The organism is Microbacterium panaciterrae, assembly GCF_039541635.1.
GTDB lineage: Bacteria > Actinomycetota > Actinomycetes > Actinomycetales > Microbacteriaceae > Microbacterium > Microbacterium panaciterrae.
The window spans coordinates 95,280-118,289 of the sequence record NZ_BAABGP010000016.1 but is presented as its reverse complement, the minus strand read 5'-3'; the positions used below and the strand labels follow the sequence as shown (position 1 = coordinate 118,289).

20 protein-coding genes are annotated in these 23,010 nt (G+C 68.5%); 10 read left to right on the top strand and 10 right to left on the bottom strand.

Going from position 1 to position 23,010, the window contains the following annotated elements:
- Positions 1 to 19 precede the first annotated feature (19 nt).
- Positions 20 to 4,960 (top strand): DEAD/DEAH box helicase, encoded by a 4,941-nt coding sequence (locus ABD882_RS11935; protein ID WP_345187212.1) that lies wholly within the window; start codon positions 20 to 22, stop codon positions 4,958 to 4,960.
- The gene (locus ABD882_RS11930; protein ID WP_345187210.1) at positions 4,957 to 7,098 is read left to right on the top strand and encodes an ATP-dependent nuclease; all 2,142 of its coding nucleotides are present in this window, start codon (positions 4,957 to 4,959) and stop codon (positions 7,096 to 7,098) included. Before ABD882_RS11935 ends, ABD882_RS11930 begins: the two co-directional genes overlap by 4 nt.
- A gap of 51 nt (positions 7,099 to 7,149) precedes the next feature.
- Here the strand turns inward: ABD882_RS11930 and ABD882_RS11925 are convergent, their stop codons facing one another.
- Positions 7,150 to 7,497 (bottom strand): DUF5615 family PIN-like protein, encoded by a 348-nt coding sequence (locus ABD882_RS11925; RefSeq protein ID WP_345187209.1) that lies wholly within the window; start codon positions 7,495 to 7,497, stop codon positions 7,150 to 7,152.
- A 14-nt stretch (positions 7,498 to 7,511) separates the two neighbouring features.
- Here ABD882_RS11925 and ABD882_RS11920 point away from each other — a divergent pair, with 14 nt between their 5' ends.
- The 3 genes from ABD882_RS11920 (at position 7,512) to ABD882_RS11910 (ending at position 9,550) form a co-directional block, all read left to right on the top strand.
- Complete coding sequence (locus ABD882_RS11920) at positions 7,512 to 7,790, top strand: type II toxin-antitoxin system RelE/ParE family toxin (protein WP_345187207.1); 279 nt, start codon at positions 7,512 to 7,514, stop codon at positions 7,788 to 7,790.
- Positions 7,790 to 8,095, top strand: coding sequence for a HigA family addiction module antitoxin (locus ABD882_RS11915; protein WP_345187205.1), 306 nt, complete (start codon positions 7,790 to 7,792; stop codon positions 8,093 to 8,095). Before ABD882_RS11920 ends, ABD882_RS11915 begins: the two co-directional genes overlap by 1 nt.
- 87 nt (positions 8,096 to 8,182) lie before the next feature.
- A complete protein-coding gene (locus ABD882_RS11910) occupies positions 8,183 to 9,550 on the top strand; it encodes an aspartate aminotransferase family protein (RefSeq protein ID WP_345187204.1) in 1,368 nt (455 codons plus the stop codon).
- Between the two features lie 136 nt (positions 9,551 to 9,686).
- On the opposite strand, the gene ABD882_RS11905 is transcribed toward ABD882_RS11910, so the two are convergent.
- The 7 genes from ABD882_RS11905 to ABD882_RS11875 form a co-directional block, all read right to left on the bottom strand.
- Positions 9,687 to 10,262: a dihydrofolate reductase family protein gene (locus ABD882_RS11905; protein ID WP_345187202.1), complete on the bottom strand. Its 576-nt coding sequence runs from the start codon at positions 10,260 to 10,262 to the stop codon at positions 9,687 to 9,689.
- A gap of 73 nt (positions 10,263 to 10,335) precedes the next feature.
- Positions 10,336 to 11,286, bottom strand: a complete 951-nt coding sequence (locus ABD882_RS11900) for an RNA polymerase subunit sigma-70 (protein ID WP_345187200.1) — start codon at positions 11,284 to 11,286, stop codon at positions 10,336 to 10,338.
- Positions 11,287 to 11,308: 22 nt separating this feature from the next.
- Positions 11,309 to 12,229 carry an ABC transporter permease gene (locus tag ABD882_RS11895; protein WP_345187199.1) on the bottom strand — a complete coding sequence of 307 codons (921 nt, stop codon included), beginning with the start codon at positions 12,227 to 12,229 and terminating at the stop codon, positions 11,309 to 11,311.
- Positions 12,229 to 13,116 (bottom strand): ABC transporter permease, encoded by an 888-nt coding sequence (locus tag ABD882_RS11890; protein ID WP_345187197.1) that lies wholly within the window; start codon positions 13,114 to 13,116, stop codon positions 12,229 to 12,231. The genes ABD882_RS11895 and ABD882_RS11890 overlap by 1 nt, the downstream gene beginning before the upstream one ends.
- On the bottom strand, positions 13,109 to 14,281 hold the full coding sequence (locus ABD882_RS11885) for a polyamine ABC transporter substrate-binding protein (protein ID WP_345187196.1): 1,173 nt from the start codon (positions 14,279 to 14,281) through the stop codon (positions 13,109 to 13,111). The genes ABD882_RS11890 and ABD882_RS11885 overlap by 8 nt, the downstream gene beginning before the upstream one ends.
- Positions 14,281 to 15,450 carry an ABC transporter ATP-binding protein gene (locus tag ABD882_RS11880; RefSeq protein WP_345187195.1) on the bottom strand — a complete coding sequence of 390 codons (1,170 nt, stop codon included), beginning with the start codon at positions 15,448 to 15,450 and terminating at the stop codon, positions 14,281 to 14,283. The genes ABD882_RS11885 and ABD882_RS11880 overlap by 1 nt, the downstream gene beginning before the upstream one ends.
- Before the next feature lie 159 nt (positions 15,451 to 15,609).
- Entirely contained in the window at positions 15,610 to 15,882 is a 273-nt protein-coding gene (locus tag ABD882_RS11875) for a metal-sensitive transcriptional regulator (protein ID WP_345187194.1), read from the bottom strand.
- A gap of 83 nt (positions 15,883 to 15,965) precedes the next feature.
- On the opposite strand from ABD882_RS11875, the gene ABD882_RS11870 reads away from it, so the two are divergent.
- The 3 genes from ABD882_RS11870 (at position 15,966) to ABD882_RS11860 (ending at position 18,652) form a co-directional block, all read left to right on the top strand.
- Positions 15,966 to 17,240: a DUF445 domain-containing protein gene (locus ABD882_RS11870; protein ID WP_345187192.1), complete on the top strand. Its 1,275-nt coding sequence runs from the start codon at positions 15,966 to 15,968 to the stop codon at positions 17,238 to 17,240.
- Positions 17,241 to 17,369: 129 nt separating this feature from the next.
- The gene (locus ABD882_RS11865; RefSeq protein WP_345187191.1) at positions 17,370 to 18,272 is read left to right on the top strand and encodes an agmatinase family protein; all 903 of its coding nucleotides are present in this window, start codon (positions 17,370 to 17,372) and stop codon (positions 18,270 to 18,272) included.
- Positions 18,269 to 18,652: a YrdB family protein gene (locus tag ABD882_RS11860; protein WP_345187189.1), complete on the top strand. Its 384-nt coding sequence runs from the start codon at positions 18,269 to 18,271 to the stop codon at positions 18,650 to 18,652. The genes ABD882_RS11865 and ABD882_RS11860 overlap by 4 nt, the downstream gene beginning before the upstream one ends.
- Before the next feature lie 45 nt (positions 18,653 to 18,697).
- Here the strand turns inward: ABD882_RS11860 and ABD882_RS11855 are convergent, their stop codons facing one another.
- Positions 18,698 to 19,345, bottom strand: coding sequence for an SDR family oxidoreductase (locus ABD882_RS11855; protein ID WP_345187187.1), 648 nt, complete (start codon positions 19,343 to 19,345; stop codon positions 18,698 to 18,700).
- A 104-nt stretch (positions 19,346 to 19,449) separates the two neighbouring features.
- Between ABD882_RS11855 and ABD882_RS11850 the strand changes: the two genes are divergently transcribed.
- Both ABD882_RS11850 and ABD882_RS11845 read left to right on the top strand, forming a co-directional pair.
- Positions 19,450 to 20,211 (top strand): LamB/YcsF family protein, encoded by a 762-nt coding sequence (locus ABD882_RS11850; RefSeq protein ID WP_345187185.1) that lies wholly within the window; start codon positions 19,450 to 19,452, stop codon positions 20,209 to 20,211.
- A 7-nt stretch (positions 20,212 to 20,218) separates the two neighbouring features.
- The gene (locus tag ABD882_RS11845) at positions 20,219 to 21,787 is read left to right on the top strand and encodes a 5-oxoprolinase subunit B/C family protein (RefSeq protein WP_345187183.1); all 1,569 of its coding nucleotides are present in this window, start codon (positions 20,219 to 20,221) and stop codon (positions 21,785 to 21,787) included.
- A 6-nt stretch (positions 21,788 to 21,793) separates the two neighbouring features.
- Here ABD882_RS11845 and hutI read toward each other — a convergent pair whose 3' ends face one another.
- The gene (gene hutI / locus ABD882_RS11840) at positions 21,794 to 22,957 is read right to left on the bottom strand and encodes an imidazolonepropionase (RefSeq protein ID WP_345187181.1); all 1,164 of its coding nucleotides are present in this window, start codon (positions 22,955 to 22,957) and stop codon (positions 21,794 to 21,796) included.
- Between the last annotated feature and the right edge of the window lie 53 nt (positions 22,958 to 23,010).

Genomic DNA, 23,010 nt, shown 5'->3' with positions numbered 1-23,010 from the left:
TACCCGGGAGCGATGCCGCATGACCGCCGAGGACCTTCCCGTCCACGTCCGCTTCGTCCCTGAGCCCGAGGATACGACGCCCTTCGACGCTCTGCTCACGCAGTTCCGCGCTCTCGCCGACTCCAAGCGGATGCAGGGCAACTACCTCGAGGAGCTCGTGCGGCACTTCCTGCGACTCGAGCCGCTGCGCGCCGATCAGCTGCAGGACGTGTGGCTGTGGAAGGACTGGCCCGGACGCGAGGGGCGCCCCGACACCGGGATCGACCTCGTCGCGCAGACGAAGGCCGGCGAGCTGCTCGCCGTACAGGTGAAGTTCTTCGCCGCCTCTCATCGGATGCAGAAGAGCGACCTCGACTCGTTCTTCGAAGCCGTCGGGCGTGAGCCGTTCGCCGGCGGCATCGTCGTGGACACGACCGACGGAGCCTGGTCGACCAATGCGCAGGAGGCGCTGAAGAACCGGACCAAGCCGATCCGCCGGATCACGCTCGATGCGCTTCGCCACAGCCAGGTCGACTGGTCTTCGTACGACCTGTTGGATCCCCGCACCGCGCCCGGCATCCACGAGCGCAAGCAGCTCCGGCCACACCAGCACGATGCGGTCGGCGCCGTGATGAACGCCTTCGCGGAGCATCACGCCGAGCGCGGCACCATGGTGATGGCGTGCGGCACAGGCAAGACGTTCACCGCGCTGAAGATTGCCGAGCGCTGGACTCGCGAGCAGGCCGGGGAGCGCTCGCTGATCCTGTTCGCCGTCCCCTCCCTCGCACTGCTGCAGCAGTCGCTCGAGGAGTGGTCGCGTGAGCATGACCCCGAGCTGCCGTTCCGCGCATTCGCTGTCGGATCGGACAGCAAGCTCGGCCGCGTCGCGAACGGCGATCTGACGACCGTCGCGCTCGAAGACCTCGGAGCGCCCGCCACCACCGACGGCGCGACCCTGCATCGGCTGATCGGTGACGACGACCTCGACGTCGGCATGACGGTCGTCTTCTCGACCTATCAGTCGATCCAGGCCGTCTCCGACGCGCAGCGACTCGGGCTGCCGTCGTTCGACCTCGTCATCTGCGACGAAGCGCACCGCACGACCGGCGTGACGCTCGCCGACGAGGACAGCTCCGAGTTCGTCAAGATCCACGACCCGGCGGTGATCGACGCCGATCACCGGCTTTACATGACCGCGACCCCGCGCATCTTCAACGCAGATGTCAAGAACAAGGCGCGATCCCAGGACGCCGAGCTCGTCTCGATGGACGACGTCGAGCGCTTCGGCGCGGTGGTCTACAGGATCGGGTTCGGCGAGGCGGTCGAACGGGAACTGCTCACCGATTACAAGGTGCTCGTGCTGGGGGTGAGCGAGGACCAGATCGCGACCTCGTTCCAGCAGGACATGGCCCGTGAGGGGCACGAGCTGCCGCTCAGTGATGTCGCCAAGCTCATCGGCTGCTGGAACGGGATGTCGAAGCGTCAGGCGGGACACCTCGCAGAGGGCTTCGGCGAGGACATCGCCCCGATGCGCCGCGCGGTCGCGTTCGCACGCGACATCAAGACCTCGAAGGGCATCGCGCAGGACTTCCCACTGCTCGTGCGTTCACACCTGCAGAACTTGATGAACGATGACCCGACAGACGATCTCGGGGTGTCGGCGCGTCATGTCGACGGCACAATGAATGCCACCGAACGTGGAGCGCTCCTCGATTGGCTCAAGGAGGATCCCGGGGCGGGCCTGAGCGGCGCTCCTGAAGCCCGCGTCCTCACGAACGCGCGCTGCCTCAGCGAAGGCGTCGATGTTCCGAGCCTCGACGCGGTGCTGTTCCTGAACGCACGCAAGTCGCAGGTGGATGTGGTGCAGGCCGTGGGCCGGGTCATGCGCCGCGCTGAGGGCAAACGCTGCGGCTACATCATCCTGCCGATCGCGATCCCCGATGGCGTTTCTGCCGAAGGCGCACTCTCGGATAACGAACGCTACAAGGTCGTCTGGCAGGTACTGCAGGCTCTGCGCTCGCACGACGAACGCCTCGACGCGCAGATCAACCAGATGGCGATCACCGGCAAGGCGCCGGAATCGATCGTCATCGAGCACATCGATCTGACGAGGAAGTCGTCGAGGAGCGACACCGGTCATGGGATCGGCGACGGCGACACGATGCCGGATTCTGACGGATCCACCGCTTCCGGATCCGCATCGCCGGCGCCCTCCGTCGCCGTCCCGCTCTTCGGCGCAGACGACTGGAAGGACGCCGTCTACGCCAAGCTCGTCCGCAACGTCGGCGACCGCATGTACTGGGATGACTGGGCCGGCGACATCTCCGAGATCGCGCAGAAGTACATCACGCTGATTCGCGCGCACCTCGGCGCAGAGGGCAGCGATCGCGCGCCCTTCGAGGCATTTCTCACCGCGCTCAGGGCGACGGTCAACCCGGAGATCGACGAGTCCGAGGCGATCGAGCTGCTCGCCCAGCACCTCGTCACGATGCCGATCTTCGAGGCGATGTTCCCCGACGACAGCTTCTCGCGGGCGAACCCGGTCTCGGCAGCGATGCAGGTCGTCATCGACTCGTTCGCCGAGAACGCCGCCTTCGCCCGCGAGCGCGAGCCCCTCGAGGAGTTCTACTCGCGGATCACGGATCGGATCCGCAAGCTCCCCGACTTCACGTCGAAGCAGCGCCTGCTCGTCACGCTGTACGACAGGTTCTTCACGAAGGCGTTCCCCAAGCTGGCCGACCGGATGGGGATCGTGTTCACTCCGGTCGAGGTGGTGGACTACATCCTGCGCTCGGCGGACGACGCGTTGCGTGCTGCATTCGGCCGCAGCCTCGGCGACCGGGACGTGAAGATCCTGGATCCGTTCACGGGAACCGGCACCTTCCTCACCCGGCTGCTGCAACTCGGGATCATCCCGCCCGAGAACCTCGAATACAAGTACCGCCACGACCTCTTCGCGAACGAGATCGTGCTGCTCAGCTACTACATCGCCGCGGTGAACATCGAGAGCGTGTTCCGCGAGGTCTCTGCCACTTCGAACGTTGAGCGAGCACAGCGAGACGAAACCCCGGATTCCCCCATCGATACGGCTTTCCCCGGCATCAGCCTCACCGACACCTTCGCGATGGATGAGCGCGACAATCAGCTCGCCGGCGGTGTCTTCCCGGAGAACACGGAGCGACTGGAACGCGAGCGCAACAGCCCGATCAACGTGATCGTGATGAACCCGCCCTACTCGGTAGGACAGCGCAGTGCGAACGACAACAACCAGAACGCAAAGTACGGGCTCGATGAGCGGATCCGCGAGACCTACGCCGCCAAGTCGACGGCGACGAACAAGAACGGGCTCTACGACTCCTATTACCGCGCGCTGCGCTGGGCGACGGACCGGATCAAGGATCGCGGGATCATCGCGTTCGTCTCGAACTCCGGCTTCGTGGATGGCAACACTGCTGATGGGATCCGGCTGACCTGGGCTGAGGAGTTCAGCGACATCTTCGTGTTCAACCTTCGAGGCAACGCGCGGACGCAGGGCGATGTGCGCCGGCGCGAGGCTGGCAACGTCTTCGGCGAAGGCAGCCGTACCGGCGTCGCGGTCGCGATCCTGGTGAAGAGCCCGGAGCACGAAGGCCCTGCGCGCGTGCACTACGCCGACATCGGCGACTATCTTTCCCGCGAAGAGAAGCTCGAGCGGGTTCGAGACGAAGCTTCCCTCCGCGGAACCGACTACATCGAGCTCGTGCCGAACGAGGATGGCGACTGGATCAACCAGCGCGACGACCGATTTGCGTCGTTCACCGCCATCACCGGCGCTGACGGGATCTTCGAGTTGGCATCGAACGGCGTCAAGACGAACCGCGACGCCTGGTGCTACAGCTTCAGTCGTCCAGCGCTCGAAACTCACGTCCGCCGCCTCATTCGGAACTCCAACGCTGTGTCTACGAAGACGAACACCTTCGATGCGGAGGACCCCACTCTGGTCAATTGGAACCGGGCACTCCGCCGGGATGCGGAGCGCGGTGTGACACATGCGTGGGACAACAACGCCGTTCGCGCGGCCGTCTACCGTCCGTTCACGCGCGAATGGGTCTATTTCGACCGCGCAATGAACGACATGATCTATCGCCTTCCTAAGTTGTTCCCGACTCCGCAACATCCAAATATCGCCATCATCACGAACTCGGACTCACGTCGCGCTGCTGAGCCGCTCATCACAGACCTGCTACCTGATCTACACGTGAACGGTGACACCCAGTGTTTCGCCCGCTACACCTGGGAGCCCATCACCGCCTCGGACGGAGGCTTCAACTTCACCAGCTTCGACGAATCCAACGAAGACGTGATCCTCGACGGTTACCGCCGGGTCGACAACATCACCGACCACACCCTCGAGACGTATCGCATCGTCTACGCGGACGACAAGATCACGAAGGATGACATCTTCTACGGCGTCTACGGTCTGCTGCATCACCCGGAATACCGGGAACGCTACGCGGCGGACCTGAAGAAGATGCTCCCCCGCATCCCGCACGTGACGGGTTTCCGCGAGTACGCCCGCATCGGCCGCGCGCTGGCCGATCTGCACATCGACTACGAGAGCGCTCCACTCTTTGAACTGACCGAGGTGTGGGCGATCGATCCTCCCGAGGATGAGTTCGAGCGCTACGCGATCGAGAAGATGTCGTGGACGAAGCGCACCGAGCACACCGCGATCAAGGTCAACGCGCACCTGACGCTGTCTGGCATCCCCGAACAGGCCAACGCCTACACGATCGGTGGTCGCAGCCCTCTGGAGTGGATCCTCGATCGCTATCGCATCAAGGTCGACAAGCCGTCTGGCATCGTGAACGATCCGAACGCGTGGCTGCGCGAACACGACGACCCCCGATACGTCGTGAACCTCATCGGATCGCTCGTAACCCTGTCGATGGAAACGCAGCGTCTTGTCGCCGAGCTCCCTGCCTTCGAGGTGATCAGATGAATGCCAACACAGAATACGAGCCCTCCGAAGCGATCGTCGGGTTCGAGATCACGGGCGATCCGCTACTCGGAGGTGAGTTCATTTCTCTGCGGCGCGGGCTCACCGTGCTGTACGGCCTGAATGGCGCCGGAAAGTCACGACTGCTGCGTGGGATCCACGGAGCGCTTCTCGGAGTTGCGAGCGACGTGGAGGTCGGCGTGGTCGTTCGGGCGATGCCAGGTCCGGTTGCTGACGCTCTTGCCGCTGCGATCACACCCGGCCATGCCCGCCTGAGGCTCAGTGCAGATCAGGTCATCGAGCGCTTGATCAGCGACCGCGCGGGGGATTCGAATCCCCCGCTGACCGCCGAGCTGCTGAGCACCCGCCTCTTCCTCCTCATGCCGACGGGGACAGCTGCGCACCCCTCGTGGGACGCATGGCCCGTCGCGGATCTCTCCCACCCCGTCATCGCATCCGAGTTTCAGGAAGTCACCGACCTCGCACGCGACTTCGAGCAAAACTCGCCCGATAATCAAGAAGAGTGGGATAGCGCCTTCGCGGCATATCAGGAGCAAACTTCGCAGTACACGCTCTCTGCTGACGAGCGCCCGCCAACCGCGCGACGACATCAACAGAGCGTGCAGTCGGAGCACTTCCTCATGTACAACGTCGAAGACAGCCTGGAGTTCACCCCCGCCATTGAGATTGAGAAGGGGATCGACCTCGGCGCCGACGTACTCGCCCTGGATCGTGATCCGGACGATGCGACGCGAGCGCTGCTGGGGAAGATATTGCGTGCAATGGCGTTAGAGAATGCCTTCTCGGCTGAAGTTCAGGGGTTTGCCGGGCCTGGCGAGTCGATGCATGCCAGGGGCGACCGAGAACTCGACACCCATGAATTGCGCGGCGTCGCGGACAGCGTAAGTTCACAGGAACTCGCGGAATTTCTCAGTGAGGTCGCCGAGCACATCGCCGAAGCGCTTGCCGCCCGAGTGAACACGATCCTCGCGATGCTCATGCCCGACCCACCCACCGCCGTGTTGCAGTTGGCACCGATCGCCTTCAGAACGGTGCTCCCACCTCTGTCATGGTCGTTCACGACGCCGAGAATGGCCGGGCATGGGGTCGAGCTCACGGCACTTTCCCGCGCGGAACAGTACTGGGCGAAGCAAGCGATCAACGCCGCACTGTATCTGCACCAACGCTCCCTCACTCCCCCCACCGATCCGCTTCGGCCGGCCATTGCGCTGTTGGACGAGCCAGAGTCCGGGCTCCATCGCGCCGCCGAGGCTCGAATGGTTCAGGCGCTCCACGAGTATTCCATCGACCCTCGATGTGTTCTGTTCGCAGCGACCCACTCGCCCGAGCTTCTCGACGACCCATCGGCAAACCTCATCGAAGTCCAGCGTGGATCCGGAGAGCGAGGCGGCTCACAGGTGCAGCGGTTGGATCTTGCAGACCGCAAGGCTCTCGAAAGACTCGGGTTGACTGCCAGTGATCTGTTGCGGTGGCCGCGGGTCTTCCTCCTCGTAGAGGGCGTCCACGACCAGAGCCTGCTCGAGGCCTTCCTCGGCGAACGACTTCGCCGCGCGAGAATCGAGATCATCCCGATCCACGGTGCACGGAACCTATCCGGCAGTGTCGATAGTCAGGTTCTCTTCTCGCACACCCGCGCACATGTCGTGGCGCTGCTGGACAAGGTGCGAGGAGATGACGTTCGATCGGCATGGTCGGCTGCGCTGGCGCTGGAAAGGCAGGGCGACAGCGACGCCGCTGCCGATCTGGTCGTCTCGCGCATCAGCGACAAGACAGACGAATCGGGCCATCTGGTCAGTTGGCTGACGGCTGCGCTCCAACGTGGAATGAGCGATCGCATCGCTCCAGAAGGACTCGAGTTGGCCGATGTGATCGAGTATCTGCCGGTCCAGGATTTCGTACCCCGTGCCAAGGACTGGGAAGCACTTCACGAAGAACACCGAGCGGCCCGTCAGGATCCGAAGAAGTCGACGCCGTCGGATTTCAAGAAGTGGCTGACAGCGAAATATCAAGTCAACTTCAGCCCGAGCAGTCTCCGCGAATCCGCTCAGCGCGTGAGCACCCCTGCAGAGTTCCTGCGACTGATGGACCGACTCGAAGCGTTGAGCATCGACGCCCGCTGACGTATGGACTCTGGCGTCGTCGTCACCGCCGAGTGCCGAACAACCGATGCCCTACGCCAACCAATCCTCGATCGGACGCAGTCCGACTGCGGAGACGCGTAGCCACCCGTCCAGCGCCTCAGCGATCGCCGCCGCCCGCTGCGCGCCCCCGCGCGGATGGCGACGAGGATGCACAAGCAGAAGCCCGGCCATTGTGTCTCCCCGCGCGGTCGCGACGACGAGCAACGGCCGGAAGTCCTTGATGTTCTCCGTCACGATGCGGTGGTCACGAGCGGCCGCCCAAGCACAGATCTCGGCGTCGCTGCGACCTCGCAGTTCGTGATCCGCGGCGACCTCGATCACTTCATGCCCCGTCGAGCGGACAGCTCGCGCGGGGCACTGATTCGTGATGCGCAACACGCTACGATCTATCCATGATCAGGTCCTTCCGACACAAGGGCTTGAGGCTGCTCTACGAAACGGGCAAGGCGTCCGGGGTGCAACCGCATCACACAAAGCGTCTGCGTATCCAGCTCGCCGTGCTCGACTCGGCCCAGACCGTCGACGACGTGGATCTTCCCGGCTTCCGCCTGCGTGCTCTCCGAGGCGAGAGCCGCGGTCGCTGGTCGATCTGGGTCAACGGAAACTGGCAGGTCACGTTCGAATTCCGCGATGGAGATGCCTACATCCTGAATTACGAGGATTACCACTGATGAACGATCTCGCCCCCATGCACAACCCGCCCCACCCCGGCGAGCTCATCGTCGACGTGTATCTCTCCGCGTTTGCCATGAGCGGACGGGAACTCGCGATCGAACTCGACGTCGCGCCTTCGACGCTGAGCCGCGTCCTCAATGGCCGTAGCCGGGTCACTCCGGAGATGGCGCTCCGCCTCTCGAAGGCACTCGGAAGGTCCGCCGAGAGCTGGTTGGCGATGCAAGATGCCCACGACCTCTGGGTTGCTCGTCAAAGCCTCGATCTCGGGAACGTCGGGCGCGTCGAGCGGTCCGTCGCCTAGGCATCCAACCTCGGAATCCGCAGGATCGACCGATATTTACCTACGGTTTCTGTTGTCATTTTGGATTTCGAGTGACAAGATCGGAACATGAGCGCCGATCTGCAACAGAAAGCACACGATCACCTCTGGATGCACTTCACCCGGCAGTCCACGATGGACCGCGCCGGAGTGCCGGTCATCGTCCGGGGTGAGGGCCACCACATCTGGGATGACAAGGGCAAGCAGTACATCGACGGGCTCGCGGGCCTGTTCGTGGTCAACGCGGGCCACGGCCGCAAGCGCCTCGCCGAGGCCGCCGCGAAGCAGGCGGAGCAGCTCGCCTTCTTCCCGCTGTGGTCGTACGCGCACCCCTCCGCGATCGAGCTCGCGGATCGCCTGGCCGGCTACGCCCCCGGCGACCTGAACCGCGTGTTCTTCACGAGCGGCGGCGGCGAAGCCGTCGAGACCGCCTTCAAGCTGGCCAAGCACTTCTGGAAGCTGCAGGGCAAGCCCATGAAGCACAAGGTGCTCTCCCGCGCGATCGCCTACCACGGCACCACGCAGGGCGCCCTCGCGATCACGGGCATCCCGGGGATGAAGGCGATGTTCGAGCCGGTCACCCCCGGCGGATTCCGGGTGCCGAACACGAACATCTACCGCGCCGCCGAGATGGGCGCACCGACGGATCCCGAGGCGTTCGGCCTCTGGGCCGCCGACCGGATCGAGGAGATGATCCAGTTCGAGGGCCCCGACACCGTGGCCGCGATCTTCCTCGAGCCTGTGCAGAACTCGGGCGGCTGCTTCCCGCCCCCGCCCGGATACTTCCAGCGGGTGCGCGAGATCTGCGACCGCTACGACGTGCTGCTCGTCTCTGACGAGGTGATCTGCGCGTTCGGACGGATCGGGCACATGTTCGCGTGCGACGCCTACGACTACGTGCCCGACATCATCACCTGCGCCAAGGGCATGACGAGCGGCTACTCCCCGCTCGGCGCAGCGATCGTCAGCGACCGGATCTACGAGCCGTTCGCCCACGGCGACATGGTCTTCCCGCACGGCTATACCTTCGGCGGGCACCCGGTCTCGGCCGCGGTCGCACTCGAGAACCTGAACATCTTCGAGGAGGAGAAGCTCAACGAGCGCGTGCGGGAGAACTCGCCGCTGTTCCGCGCCGAACTCGAGACCCTGCTCGACCTGCCTCTCGTCGGCGACGTGCGCGGCGACGGCTACTTCTTCGGGATCGAGCTCGTGAAGGACAAGGCCACGCGCGAGACGTTCGACGAGGACGAGTCCGAGCGCCTGCTGCGCGGTTTCCTGTCCGGCGCGCTGTACGAGGCCGGGCTGTACTGCCGCGCCGACGACCGCGGCGATCCCGTGATCCAGCTCGCCCCGCCGCTCACGATCGGGCCGGCCGAGTTCCGCGAGATCACCGGGATCCTCCGCGGTGTGCTGAAAGAGGCCGAGTCGGTCCTGTGAGGCCCGACTGGGGTCGTTGAGCGAGGACGGAGCGCCAGCGACGACCGAGACGAAACGTGGTTTCCCGCAGGATCACCGCGTTTCGTCTCGCTCCTCCTTCGTCGGTGCTCGCTCAACGACCCCGAGACATGCTCGCTCAACGACCCCGATCGGGCCGGGACGGCGTCGCGATCACCAGACTCGTCGGCCCCATCTGCTCGACGCTCACGAGGTCGAGCGCCGCGCCGTCGGGGAACAGCCGGCGACCCGCCCCCGTCGCCGTCGGGAAGACGCGCAGGCGGTACTCGTCGACGGCCCCCGCCCGGACGAATGCGTCGACGAGGGATCCGCTGCCGATCAGGATGACGTCGCGCTCCTCGGCGGTGTTCCGCGCCCAGCCGATCGGATCCGCCGCGATCCGTCTCGAGTTCTGCCAGCGATCGAGGTCGATCTCGCCCCCGGTGACGACGGCCTTGTCAGCCGCGTTCAGGGCGCGCGCGAACGGATCCGTCGCTTCGCGCGGCGGCCAGAGCGCCGAGAACGCCTCCCAGGTGCGCCGCCCGAACAGGAAGACGCCGGTCTGCAGGATCGGACCGTAGTGGAACTTGTCCCCCGCGATCGCCTCCATGCCGTGCCGGAAGGCCCAGCCGCCGAACGGGGTGCCGTCGGATCCGTCCGGATCCTCCACGACGCCGTCGAGGGTGATGAACTGCGCCACGATGATGCGTGCCATGCCGTGCTCCCTTGTTCCGCCCCGCTCGTCTGCGAGAGCCTTCATCACGGTGTACGGACGGGATCCGCGAAACTCATCGGTCGGAAGCGAATTCGTCGGCGACGATCCCCTCCCGCTCGAACAGCGCGAACAGCGCCTCGTCCCGGTAGACCAGCACGTGGCCGATCCGCTTGCCGCTCGCGTCGGCCTCGAACAGCTGCACGGTGTGCGGCTGGGCGCCCTCGTCGGTGACGTGCAGGAGCAGGATCCCGTGCTGCCCGTTGGCCGAGATCGGCCGGGTCTGCCAGCGCGTGCCCTGCCACTCGAACAGGAACCGCATGAACGCGGCGTAGGTCTCCCGGCCGATCGACCAGTATGGCACCGGCGGCATCTCGAACAGCACGTCATCCGCGACGAGTGTGGCGAGCGTCGCCGCGTCCCCCTGTTCGATCGCGCGGGCGTAGCGCTCCACCGTCTCGCGGCGCAGCGGGGCCGGCCGCGACGAACGCTCGGCCACGGCGGTCCGTGCGCGCTGCAGCGCGGAGTTCACCGACGCCACGCTGGCCTCCAGGATCTCGGCCGTCTCACCCGCGGAGTGGCCGAGCACATCGCGCAGGATGAACACGCCGCGCTGCTTGGGCGGCAGCGCCTGCAGCACGAGCGTCACCGCGAGCCGCACCCCTGAGGCTTCCGCGACGGCCCGCTCCGGCTCGGATTCGCCCCACCAACTCGACGGAGCGGGCATCAGCCACGGCACGTCCAGCGCCGGCACCAGGGGCGCGCCCACGTCGATCCCCGGATCCGTGAGGTCACGCGGCAATGGACGGCGCGGCGTCTCGCGCAGCCGATCCACGCACACGTTCCGTGCGATCCGGTACACCCAGGTGGACAGTGCCGCGACGGCCGGGTCGTACGACTCCCGCGCCCGCCAGGCCCGTTCGAGCGCGTCCTGCACTGCATCTTCGGCGTCGAACGGCGAGCCCATCATCTGGTAGCAGAAGGCGAGCAGGCCGCCGCGCAGCGCGGCGAGGTCGGAGGGGTTCACGCAGGTCAGCGTACGACCAGGGTCAGCCGCCGGCCATCGTTCGGGCGATGTCGGCGGCCGAGTCGCCCGCGCGCTTGAGCACCAGAGCCACCAGCCCCAGGGCGCCGAGCGTGAGCACGAGCATGATCGTCGAGACGGCCGCGATCTCGGGCCGCAGGCCGCTGCGCAGCGCGCTCAGCACGTACACCGGCCACGGCGTGGTCCCCGAGACCTGCACGAACGCCGAGACGATCGTGTTGTCCAGGCCCAGCGTGAACGAGAGCAGGAAACCCGCGAGCACGGCGGGCATCGCCAGCGGAAGCGTCACCTTCATGAACGTCGCGAACGGCTTCGCGTAGAGGTCGGCCGAGGCCTCCTCCAGCCGCGCGTCGAGGCCCACCAGCCGCGCCCGCACGATGTACGACACGATCGCGACGGAGAACAGCGACTGGCCCACCACGAGCCGCACGGTCCCGTCGTTGAAGATCGACAGCCCCAGGTCCTGCCCGAGGAAGACGACCCACGGCAGCAGCGCGACGGCGTCCACGATCTCCGGAGTGACCGAGACGAGCAGCAGCAGCCCGAGGAACCAGAGCACCCACTTTCCGGGCGTGCGCGCCATCGCGATTCCGGCGAGGGTGCCGAGCACCGTCGCCAGCACGGCCGCGATCAGGCCCGTGCGCAGCGACACCAGCACCGCGTCGCGCACGGAGGGCTTCGTGACGATCGCCGCGAACGAGTCGAAGCCGAAGTGGTCCCACGAGATCAGCAGGCGGCCGACGTTGAACGAGTACACGATGACGATGGCGATCGGCAGGAACAGGAAGACGAACACGATCGTCGCCCACAGCGGCAGCAGCCAGCGGCTGACGTTGCGCGGCGCCTTTGCGCGCGCGGCGCCCGCTCCCGGCGCGGACGAGGAAGGATCCGCCTGCTCGGCGGGGCGTTCCGTGAGAGTGGTCATCATGCCTCCTCGAGCGTCAGGCGGTAGCTGCGGCGGATCGGTATCGTGACGAGCCAGCCGATCGCGGCCGCCACGGCGATCGACAGCGCGATCGTGAGGATGAGCAGCACCGCCATCGCCGACCCCAGCGCCCAGTTCTGCGCGGTCTGGAACTGGCTCGCGACGATCTGCCCAACCATGTTCCCCTTCGCGCCGCCCAGCACCGTCGCGGTGATGTAGTCGCCCATGAGCGGGATGTACACCAGCAGCACGCCGGCGATGATGCCGGGCTGCGCCAGCGGCACGGTGACCCGCAGGAACGTCTTCCAGCTGCCGGCGCCGAGGTCCTTGCTCGCCTCGCGCAGCGGCCCGCTCACGCGGTCGAACGCCACGAACAGCGGCAGGATCATGAGCGGCAGGTAGTTGTAGACGACGCCCAGCAGCACCGCGCCGCGGGTGTTCAGGATCCCGAGCGGTCCCGGGATCACCCCGAGGAACTGCAGCGCGTGCGAAAGCCAGCCCTCGGGGGCGAGGATGATCTGCCAGCCGATCGTGCGCACCAGGAAGTTGGTCCAGAACGGCACCATCACGAGCACGAGCAGCGTGCCTCGCCGGTTCGGTGCGGCCTTGATCGCGATCCAGTAGGCGACGGGCGCGCCGATCGCCAGGCACAGCAGGGTGCCGGCGATGCCCACCCAGAGCGTGTTCTGGAAGGTCGCGAAGAACGTCGGCGAGAGCGCCTCGACGTAGCGGTCGAAGGACAGCTTGTCGTTGGCGTTGGTCGCGAAGATGCTCGGCTTGTAGCCGAAGCTGTACCAGATCACCACGCCGATCGGGACGACGAAGAACACGAGCAGCCACGCCCAGGCCGGCAGCGCCAGGCTGAAGCGGATCCTGAGCCTACGCACCGGCGGCCGCCTTCGTCGCGTTCCAGATCGCCACGATCCGCTCCTGTGCGCTCGTGAACTTCTGCTCGTGCATGGTCTTCACCTGCGCGTCGTCGAAGTAGACCATGTCCAGGCGATCCAATCCGGCCTCCTCGGCCATCTGCTGGGTGCCCTGCACGCCGGTGTCGTAGCCGATGTAGTCGACCTGGGCGAGCTGCACGTCCGGCGCGATGATGTAGTTGATGAAGGCGTGCGCGGCCTCGGGGTGCGGGGCGCCCTTCGCGATCGCCCAGTTGTCCATCCACAGCTCGGTGGCCGGGGCGCCGAGCACCCACTGCCAGCGATCCGGGTTCTTCGACTGCGACATGCCGGTGCGTGCATCCCCGCTGTACGACTGCACCAGGGCCGCGGTGGCCTGCGGGATGACCTGCCCGCCGGGGGCGGAGTCGAATGTGGTGATGTGCGGCGCGAGCTGCTTGGTCATGAAGGTCTCGCAGGCGTCCATGTGCTTCTTGTCGGTGGTGTTCCAGTCGATGTCGTGCGACCAGAAGTAGATGCCGCAGAGCGGCGCCGGGTCGTCCAGCACCGCGGTCTTGCCCGACGCCTCGTTCTGCGCCGCGTCGACGAAGTCGGCCCAGGTGCGCAGTTCGCGCGTGATCACGGTCTTGTCGTAGACGTAGCCGGTGGTGCCCCACGCCTTGCAGATCGAGTACTCGTTCTTCGGATCGAACGAGCGGTGGATGAAGTTCGGATTCATCGTCGCGAAGTTCGGGATGAGCGAGAGGTTCAGCTTCTCGAGCAGGCCGTTCTCGGCCATCGGCATGATGAACAGCCCGCTCGGCACGACGATGTCATAGCCCGAGGTGCCGCGCGCGGCGACGAGCTTCGCGATGAGCTCCTCGTTCGAGTTGAACGCATCGACGACGATCCTGGGCCCCTTCTTCTTCGTGAAGGCGCTCAGCAGCTGGGGGTCGTCGTAGTCGCTCCAGGTGTAGATCGAGAGCTTGTCCTCGAGCGGGCCGCCATGCGCGTCGGACGCGGCGGATGCCTTCCCGGGAGCGCAGGCGGTGAACAGCACCGCTCCGGAGGCCGCGATCGCGGTCGCGAGGAATCCGCGCCGGGTGAGCTCCGATCTGATCTTGCGCGCCGAGGCGCCGTTCGCGAGGACCCGGACCGGATCCGCCATCAGGCCGCGTCCTTCGGGAGGGCGATCACGTGCGTCGCGGTCTCCGGGATCCCGTCGCCGGCGAAGATGCGCACATCGGACGGATTCCAGGTGCAGCGCACGGCATCGCCGACCGCGACCGCCGGAGCACCGGGAGCGGGGATCCGCACCAGGAACGTCTGCTCGCGGCCCACGTCGACGGCCACCTGCAGGGTCTCGCCGAGGTGCGAGACCCCGAGCACGGTGCCGTTGACGCCGGGCCCGTCGACCGCTCCGTCCGACGGCGAGGCCAGGCGCATGAACTCGGGCCGGATCGCCGCGACGGCGGCCGATCCCGGTGCGCCCTGGATGCCGCCCCAGCGTCCGCGCAGCGTTCCCGCGAACGTGTCGACCGCGTCATCGCCCACGGCCGTTCCGTGCAGGAAGTTCTGCTGGCCGATGAACGAGGCGACATAGGCCGAGGCGGGGTCGGCATAGATGTCGGCGGGAGCGGCGAGCTGTTCGATGCCGCCCGCGCGCATCACGGCGATCCGGTCGCTCATCGACAGCGCCTCCGCCTGGTCGTGCGTGACGAAGACGAACGTCGTGCCGAGCCGCGACTGCAGCAGCTTGAGCTCAAGCTGCATCTCTTCGCGCAGCTGGCGATCCAGAGCCGCGAGCGGCTCGTCCAGCAGCAGCACGGCCGGCCGGTTGATCAGGGCGCGGGACAGCGCGATGCGCTGCTGCTGCCCGCCGCTCAGCTGGGTGGGCTTGCGATCGGCGAAGCGCCGCAGCTGCACCATGTCAAGGGCCTCGGCGACGCGCTGGCGCTGCTCGGCCTTCGGCACCTTGCGCTGCTGCAGGCCGTACGCGACGTTCTCCGCCACGGTCATATGCGGGAACAGCGCGTACGCCTGGAAGACGGTGTTGACCTCGCGCTTGTTCGGCGGCAGTCCGAGCACGCTGCGTCCGGAGAGGTGGATGTCGCCCTCATCGGGGTGCTCGAAGCCCGCGATCATGCGCAGGGTCGTCGTCTTGCCGCAGCCGGAGGGGCCCAGCAGGGAGAGGAACTCCCCGGGCTGGACGGACAGCGTGAGCCGGTCGACGGCGACGGCCTCGCCGTACCTCTTGGTGACGTCGGTGATCTCGACCCCGCCGCGCGTCGGGGCGGCGGCCGAGCTCTGAGCCAGTACGGGCGCTGGAGCGCTCATGAAACCTCCACAGTGAGTTCTTCGCTGCGGAGAGTCTGGCACAGGATCCGGCCCGAGTACAGTGGAAAACGAAGGGATTCTGGATACTCGCGACGATATCCGTTGCGAAGGATGCGATCCTCAACGAATATGATGCGTCCGGATCCGCTGGCGCGTTGGCTACTTCCCCTGGAAGTCGAACGCCTTCAGCAGCTCCTCGATGGCCTGTTCGCGCGGATCGCCGCCCTCGTCGAACATGTGCGCGACGTGCGTGCGCAGGTGGTTCTCCAGCAGCAGCTTGTTGAGGGACTCGAGGGACCGCTGGATCGCCCGGGACTGCGTGATGATGTCGATGCAGTAGTCCTCGTTCTCGATCATCTTCGCGACGCCGCGGAGCTGACCCTCGAGGATGCTGGTGCGGTGCAGCGCGCGCTTCTTGATGTCTTCGATCACGTGGTCGAGAGTACCGCCCCGGGGTCGCCGGGACGCGGCCGGGTCCGGCGGGATGATGCGGGCCGCGGTGGCAGGATGGGCGCATGGCGTCCGCTCGTGAAGCACTGCTGTCCCCTGCGGACCGGGAGCGCCTGCGGGCGCTGCGCCGGATGAAGGCGGTGGCTCTGGCGGCGCTCGGGGTGATGGCGGTCGCGTTCGTCGTCGCGTTCTGGCTGGAGGGGCGCAACCCGTGGCTCGCGTACGTCCGCGCCGCCGCGGAGGGCGGCATGGTCGGTGCGCTCGCCGACTGGTTCGCGGTCACCGCGCTGTTCCGCCGTCCGCTCGGCCTGCCGATCCCGCACACGGCGATCATCCCGAGCCGCAAGGACGAGATCGGCCGCACGCTGGGCGAGTTCGTCGAGACCAACTTCCTCTCCGGAGAGGTCGTGCGCACCAAGCTCTCCGACACCGCGATCGCCCGCCGGCTGGGCGACTGGCTGCGCGTGCCCGCCCATGCGGAGCGCGTCACCGCGGAGGGATCGACGATCGCCGCCGCGGTGCTGCGCGCGCTCAGCGACGACGACGTGAAGGACCTCATCGCCGATCTCGCCCGCGAGCACCTGGTCGAACCCGAATGGGGCACTCCCGCGGGCGCGTGGCTGGAGCGGATCGTGGACGCGGACGCGCATCGCGGCGCGGTGGACCTCGCCGTGGACAGCATCGCCACCTGGCTGGACGGCAATGCCGCCGCCTTCCGGGGGCTGCTCTCCCGGCGCCTGCCCGCGTGGGTGCCGCGCCTCGCGCACCGTTTCGTGGACGAGGCCGCGTACAACGAGGCGGTGCGGTTCGTGCGGGCCGTGCAGGCGGATCCGCGGCACCCCGCGCGCCGCGCCCTCGACGGCTACCTCGGCCGGCTCGCCGCCAACCTGCAGCACGACGCGGCGACGCGCGCGAAGCTCGAGAACGCGAAAGCCGCCGTGTTCGACAGCCCACGCGTGGGCGCGCTCGCCGCGGAGGTGTGGAACACGGCGAAGGCCGGGCTGCTGGCCTCCCTCGCCGATCCCGACAGCGGGCTGCGCCGCCGGGCCGCCGCCGCGATCGCCGACATCGGACACCGCCTCGGCACGGAGCAGGCGCTGCAGCACCGCGTGGACAGCTGGATCACCGACGCCGCCGTCTTCCTCGTCGAGCACTACCGGCACGACATCGCGTCGATCATCACCGACACCGTGGAGCGCTGGGATCCGGCCGAGACCACGGAGAAGATCGAGCTCATGGTGGGCCGCGACCTGCAGTACATCCGTCTGAACGGCACGGTCGTCGGCGCCCTCGCGGGGCTGGCGATCTTCGCCGTGGCGCACGCGCTGATCCCGGTGTAGATCGCGGGACGCCCCGTTCGTTGTCTCGTGGACCAGACAGCGGGAATCCGCGCCGCCCGGCCGTGGGGCGTGGGTCGTGGCACGCTGGTGAGCGGACGCCGATCGCGCGTCCGAGAAGGGACTCCCCCCATGGCGCTGTCGTACGATCCGCTCTGGCCCCGCGGGGGCGACTGGCCCGCCTTCGACACGCGCGCGGACGCGATCCTGCTCGGCGTGCCCACCTGGCGCACCTCGCTCTCGCCCACCGGGGCGCACGCGACGCCCGCCGCGATCCGCGAGGCGCTGCGCCGGTACAGCCCGACCCTGGTGGGTCCGCCCGCCGTCGATCTGAACGAGGTGCTGCGGATCGCCGACGCCGGAGACGTGCACGAGCCGGACGGCGACGAGGGCGTCGCGCGGGCGATCGCGCGGGTGTCCGAGCTGTCCGCGGCCTCGCGGCTGGTGATCGCGCTCGGCGGCGACAACTCGCTGACCTACCCGGTCGCCCTGGGCGCCGCGGCCACGGGCCTGATCACGATCGACGCGCACTTCGACCTGCGCGACGGCGTCTCGAACGGATCCCCGGTGCGCCGGCTGGTCGAGGACGCGCCAGAAGGATCCGCGATCGACCCGACCCGGATCGTGCAGATCGGGATCGCCGACTTCGCCAACTCCGCCGCCTACGCCCGGCGGGCCGCGGACTGGGGCATCCGCGTGATCACCCTGGACGAGGTGCGCCGCCGCGGCATCGACGACGTCATCGCAGAGGCGGTCGAGATCGCGGGCGCGGGCGACGCCGCCCGGGTGCATCTCGACATCGACGTCGATGCGTGCGATCGCGCCGCGACGCCGGGCTGCCCGGCCAGCGTGCCCGGCGGTTTCGCGGCGTGGGAGCTGCGCGCGATCGTGCGCGGCATCGCCGCCGATGCGCGCGTGGTCAGCGCCGACATCGCCGAGGTCGACGCCACCGCCGACGACGAGGACGCGCGCACCGTGCGCCTCGCCGCGCTGTGCGTGCTGGAACTGCTCGCGGCGCTCGCGGAACGCGCATGAGCGCGGACCCGGCAGGATCCGGCGCGCCGGATCCGTTCCTCGACGGAGGGCCCGCGCTGCGCACCGCGCTGGTCGTGCGCTTCCTGCTCGAACTCGCCCTGCTCGCCGGGGCCGCGACCGCGGCATGGCGGCTGGTGCCGGGCGAGGTGAGCTGGCTCGCCGCATCGGCGACCATCATCGCGTTCGCCGTGGTGTGGGGCCTGTTCCTCTCTCCCAAGGCGAAGATCGGCATACCCCCGGCCGGCCGGATGTGCCTGGAGATCGTTCTGTTCGGCGGGGTGGGAGCGGCGCTGTGGGTGACCGGGCTCGGCGGGGCGGGCGCCGTGCTCGTCGTCATCTGGATCCTGGATCTGGTCGCGCTGGCGGTGCTGCAGCGCTGACCGCACTGATCGCGGGGCCCCTGCGGCCCCTGCGACCGCGCGGGGTCAGTGCTCGCGAAGCGCGGACTCGATCGGCTGGTCGCCGGCGTTGAAGCGGATCGTGCGTCTGATCGTCGCCGGTTCGACGAGCGTGCCGGCGATCACCCGCGCGACATCCGCGCGGGAGACCTCGTCCGAGTTCTCCGACGTGACGTCGATCAGGCCCGTCGGCGCATCGAATGTCAGGCGGCTGGGGGCGAGCACCGTCCAGTCCAGCGCGGTCGAGCGCAGGTACTCGTCGGCGTCGGCCTTCGCCTGGGCGTAGGCGTGGAACGAGTTCGAGGCCGGGATGCCGTGCTGCGGCGAGGACCCGAAGTACGACACCATCACGTAGCGGCTCACGCCGGCGTCGGCCGCCGCGTCCATCGACCGCACTGCTGCCTCGAAGTCGACGGCGCGCGTGCGCTCCGGAGTGCCGCCGCCAGCGCCCGCGGACCAGACGACCGCGTCGTGCCCCGCGATCACCTCGGCGATGGCCTCACGGCCGGCCGCCTCGATGTCGAACACGAGCGGCGTCCCGCCCGCGTCGCGCACATCGGCGGCATGGTCGGGGTTGCGGATGACGGCGGTGACGTCATCCCCGCGCGCGGCGAGCAGAGGTTCCAGCAGCAGGGCGATCTTGCCGTGTCCGCCGATGATCAGGATCCGAGCCATGCCTCCACGCTATGCCCGATCGGGCCGCAGTGGGGCATAGACCGAGGAGGCATCGGGGTCTGCTCTACGCTGGTCGTCAGGACCACGGGGAAGCGGGGCCGACGATGACTCTCGATCTGAACAGCGACCTGGGCGAGGCCTTCGCCGCCTGGCCGATGGGCGACGACGAGGCGATGCTGCAGGTCGTGACGAGCGCGAACGTCGCGTGCGGCTTCCACGCCGGCGATGCGGTCACCGCACGTCGCACGGTCCGTCTCGCCGCCCGGCACGGCGTCGCCGTCGGCGCGCACGTCGGCTATCGCGATCTCGCGGGGTTCGGCCGGCGGTTCCTGGATGTCGATGCCGGCACGCTAGCCGACGAGACGCTTTATCAGATCGGCGCGCTGCGGGCCCTCGCCGCCGCCGAGGGCGTGCGGGTCACGTACGTGAAGCCGCACGGGGCGCTCTACAACCGCATCGTGCACGACGAGGTGCAGGCCGCCGCCGTGATCGACGGGATCCTCGCGGCCGGTGACGACCTCGCCATGATGGGCCTGCCCGGATCCCGTGTGCTGCAGCTGGCCGCCGACCGCGGACTGCGGGTGCTCCGGGAGGCGTTCGCCGACCGCGCCTACCGCGCTGACGGCACCCTCGTCCCCCGCTCCGAGCCGGGCGCCGTGCTGCACGACGCGGAGGCCATCGCCGCACGCGTCGTCGGGCTGGCGACGACCGGCACGATGACCGCGATCACCGGGGAGAGCATCGCGATCGACGCGGACAGCGTGTGCGTGCATGGCGACACCCCGGGCGCCGTCGCGATCGCGCGCGCCGTGCGCACCGCGCTCGAGCGCGCCGGCGTCAGCATCGCTCCGCCCGGCGCCGCCTGATCCGACCATGCGCATTCTCACCGCCTCCGACCACGCCCTGCTCGTCGAGGTCGACGATCTCGACGAGGCGATCCGGCGACATCTCGCCTGGGGCGACGTCCCCGGTGTCGTCGAGCTGGTGCCGGCCGCGCGCACGGTCCTGGTCCGATACGAACCGGCGCGCACGTCGGCGGCGGCACTGAGCGCGCGGCTGCGCTCGTGGCCGGCGCCGGAACAGGCGGCGACCGCGCAGGGCGAGGTCCGAATCCCGGTGCGGTACGACGGCGAGGACCTTCCTGCGATGGCGGAGCTCCTGGGCGTCTCCGCCGACGAGCTCGGCGCCCGCCACCGGGCGGCGCGGTGGCGCGTCGCCTTCTCGGGCTTCGCACCCGGGTTCGGGTATCTCGTCGGATCCGATCCGCTCTTCGACGTGCCCCGCCGTGCCACCCCGCGCACCAGGGTCCCGGCGGGATCCGTCGGGCTCGCGGGCACCTTCACGGGCGTGTATCCGCGGGAGAGCCCGGGCGGCTGGCAGCTCATCGGCCGCACCGATGCGGTGGTCTGGGATGCCGATCGGGACCCTCCGGCCCTGCTCGCGCCGGGGAGGGGGGTGCGTTTCACGCTCGCCGCGCGTCCGCGGATCCTCCTGCCCGGGGCGGGGCCGACCGCCGAGCACGGCCCGGTCGGGGCCGCGCCGCTGCGCGACAGCCCGCGCCTGGTCGTCGCGGAATCGGCCTTCCCGATCCTCATCCAGGACCGTGGGCGACCGGGCCGCGCCGCGCTCGGCGTCTCGGGTTCGGGTGCGGCGGACCGCATCGCCCTCCGCGACGCGAACGACGCGGTCGGCAATCCGGCGGGATCCCCGGTGCTGGAGCTGACGGGCAGTGCACGGCTGCGGTTCGAGGGTCTCGGCGGGGGCGACGTCGCCGCGGTCGCCGGCGCCGACGGGCCGCTCCTGCTCACGGGCGCCGATGGCGAGGAACACGAACTCGAGCGCGGCGTCCCGTTCCCCCTCTCCGACGGTGACGAGCTGGAGGTGGGATTCCCGACGCGGGGGCTGCGCTGCGTTCTCGCCGTGCGCGGCGGATTCCTGGTCCACCCCACGCTCGGAAGCGCCTCGACCGACACGCTCGCGGGGCTCGGTCCGGATCCGCTCCGGGCCGGCGATGCGCTCGGGATCGGCGATCCGCACCTCGTCCGCACCGCGGTGCAGCCGTTCCCGATCGCGCGGACGCTCCCTGCGCCGGGCGATGTCGCGGTGCTGCGGATCACGCTCGGCCCGCGCGAGGACTGGTTCACGGCGGACGCCGTCGAGGCGCTCCTCGGTCAGGAGTGGGAGGTGACGCCGCACTCCGATCGCGTCGGGCTGCGCCTGCACGGCGACACTCCCCTCTCACGCGCGGAGCTCGCCGAACTGCCCAGCGAGGGCGCCGTCACGGGATCGATCCAGGTGCCCGCCGACGGTCAGCCGGTGCTGTTCCTGCCCGACCACCCGCTCACCGGCGGATACCCCGTCATCGGCGCGGTCGTCGACGCGGACCTCGATCTCGCCGGTCAGCTGCCGCCCGGATCCCGGATCCGCTTCGCGGTCGGCTGACGCCGTTCAGGAGAAGCGGACGCCGTCCTTCCACACCGCGTCGACGAGCGGCACGCCGGGGCGGTACGCGAGGTGCACTCTGCTCGGCGCCTTCAGCAGCACGAGGTCCGCGCGCATGTCCGGCGCGATGCGGCCGATGTCGTCGCGACGCAGGGCCGCGGCTCCCCCGGCGGTCGCCGCGTGGATCGCCTCGGCGACGGTCATCCGCATGTCGCGCACGGCGACCGCGATGCAGAACGGCATCGACGAGGTGAAGCTCGAGCCGGGGTTCGTGTCGCAGGCGAGCGCCACGGTCACGCCGGCGTCGATGAGCCGCCGCGCATCGGGGTACGGCTGCCGGGTGGAGAACTCCACACCGGGAAGCAGCGTGAGCACCGTGCCGGATCCGGCGAGCGCCGTCACGTCGTCGTCGGTCAGGTACGTGCCGTGGTCGATCGAGGCGGCGCCGAGCTCGACGGCGAGCTGCACACCCTCGCCCGGGCCGAGCTGGCTCGCATGCACGCGCGGCTGCAGCCCCCGGGCGATGCCGGCCTCGAGCACGCGGCGCGACTGCGGCACGGTGAACGCGCCGGTCTCGCAGAACACGTCGATCCACTTGGCGTGCGAGGCGCAGGCGTCGAGCATCGCACCCGTGACGAGGTCGACGTAGGCATCGCCGCGGTCGGCGTATTCCGCGGGCACCACGTGAGCGCCGAGGAAGGTGACCTCGGGCGTGACCTCGGCGGCGAGGCGGACCAGACGCTGCTCGGTCTCGACGTCGAGGCCGTAGCCGCTCTTGATCTCGACCGTGGTGGTGCCCTGGGCGAGCATCTCGTCGAGGAAGCCGCGCAGGCGGATCCGCAACTCGTCGTCAGTCGCGGCGCGGGTGGCGGCGACCGTGGATCGTATGCCGCCGGCCGCATACTTCTGCCCGGCCATACGCGCCTCGAACTCGGCGGCGCGGTCGCCGCCGAAGACGAGATGGCTGTGGCTGTCCACGAAACCGGGGATCACGGCGCGGCCGGCAGCGTCGATGACCTCGTCCGCGGCGGGGGCATCGACTGCGGGGCCGACCCAGGCGATCCGGTCGTCCTCGATGAGCACGGCGGCGTCGTGCAGCGTGCCGCAGAGGTCGTCGCCCGCCGGGGCGTTCGTCGTGAGCTCGCCGATGTTCGTGATCAGGATCCGCATGTCCTCAAGCCTTCCGCAAAGTGTCGCGTCCCGCTCTTCGCTCCCCCATCCCC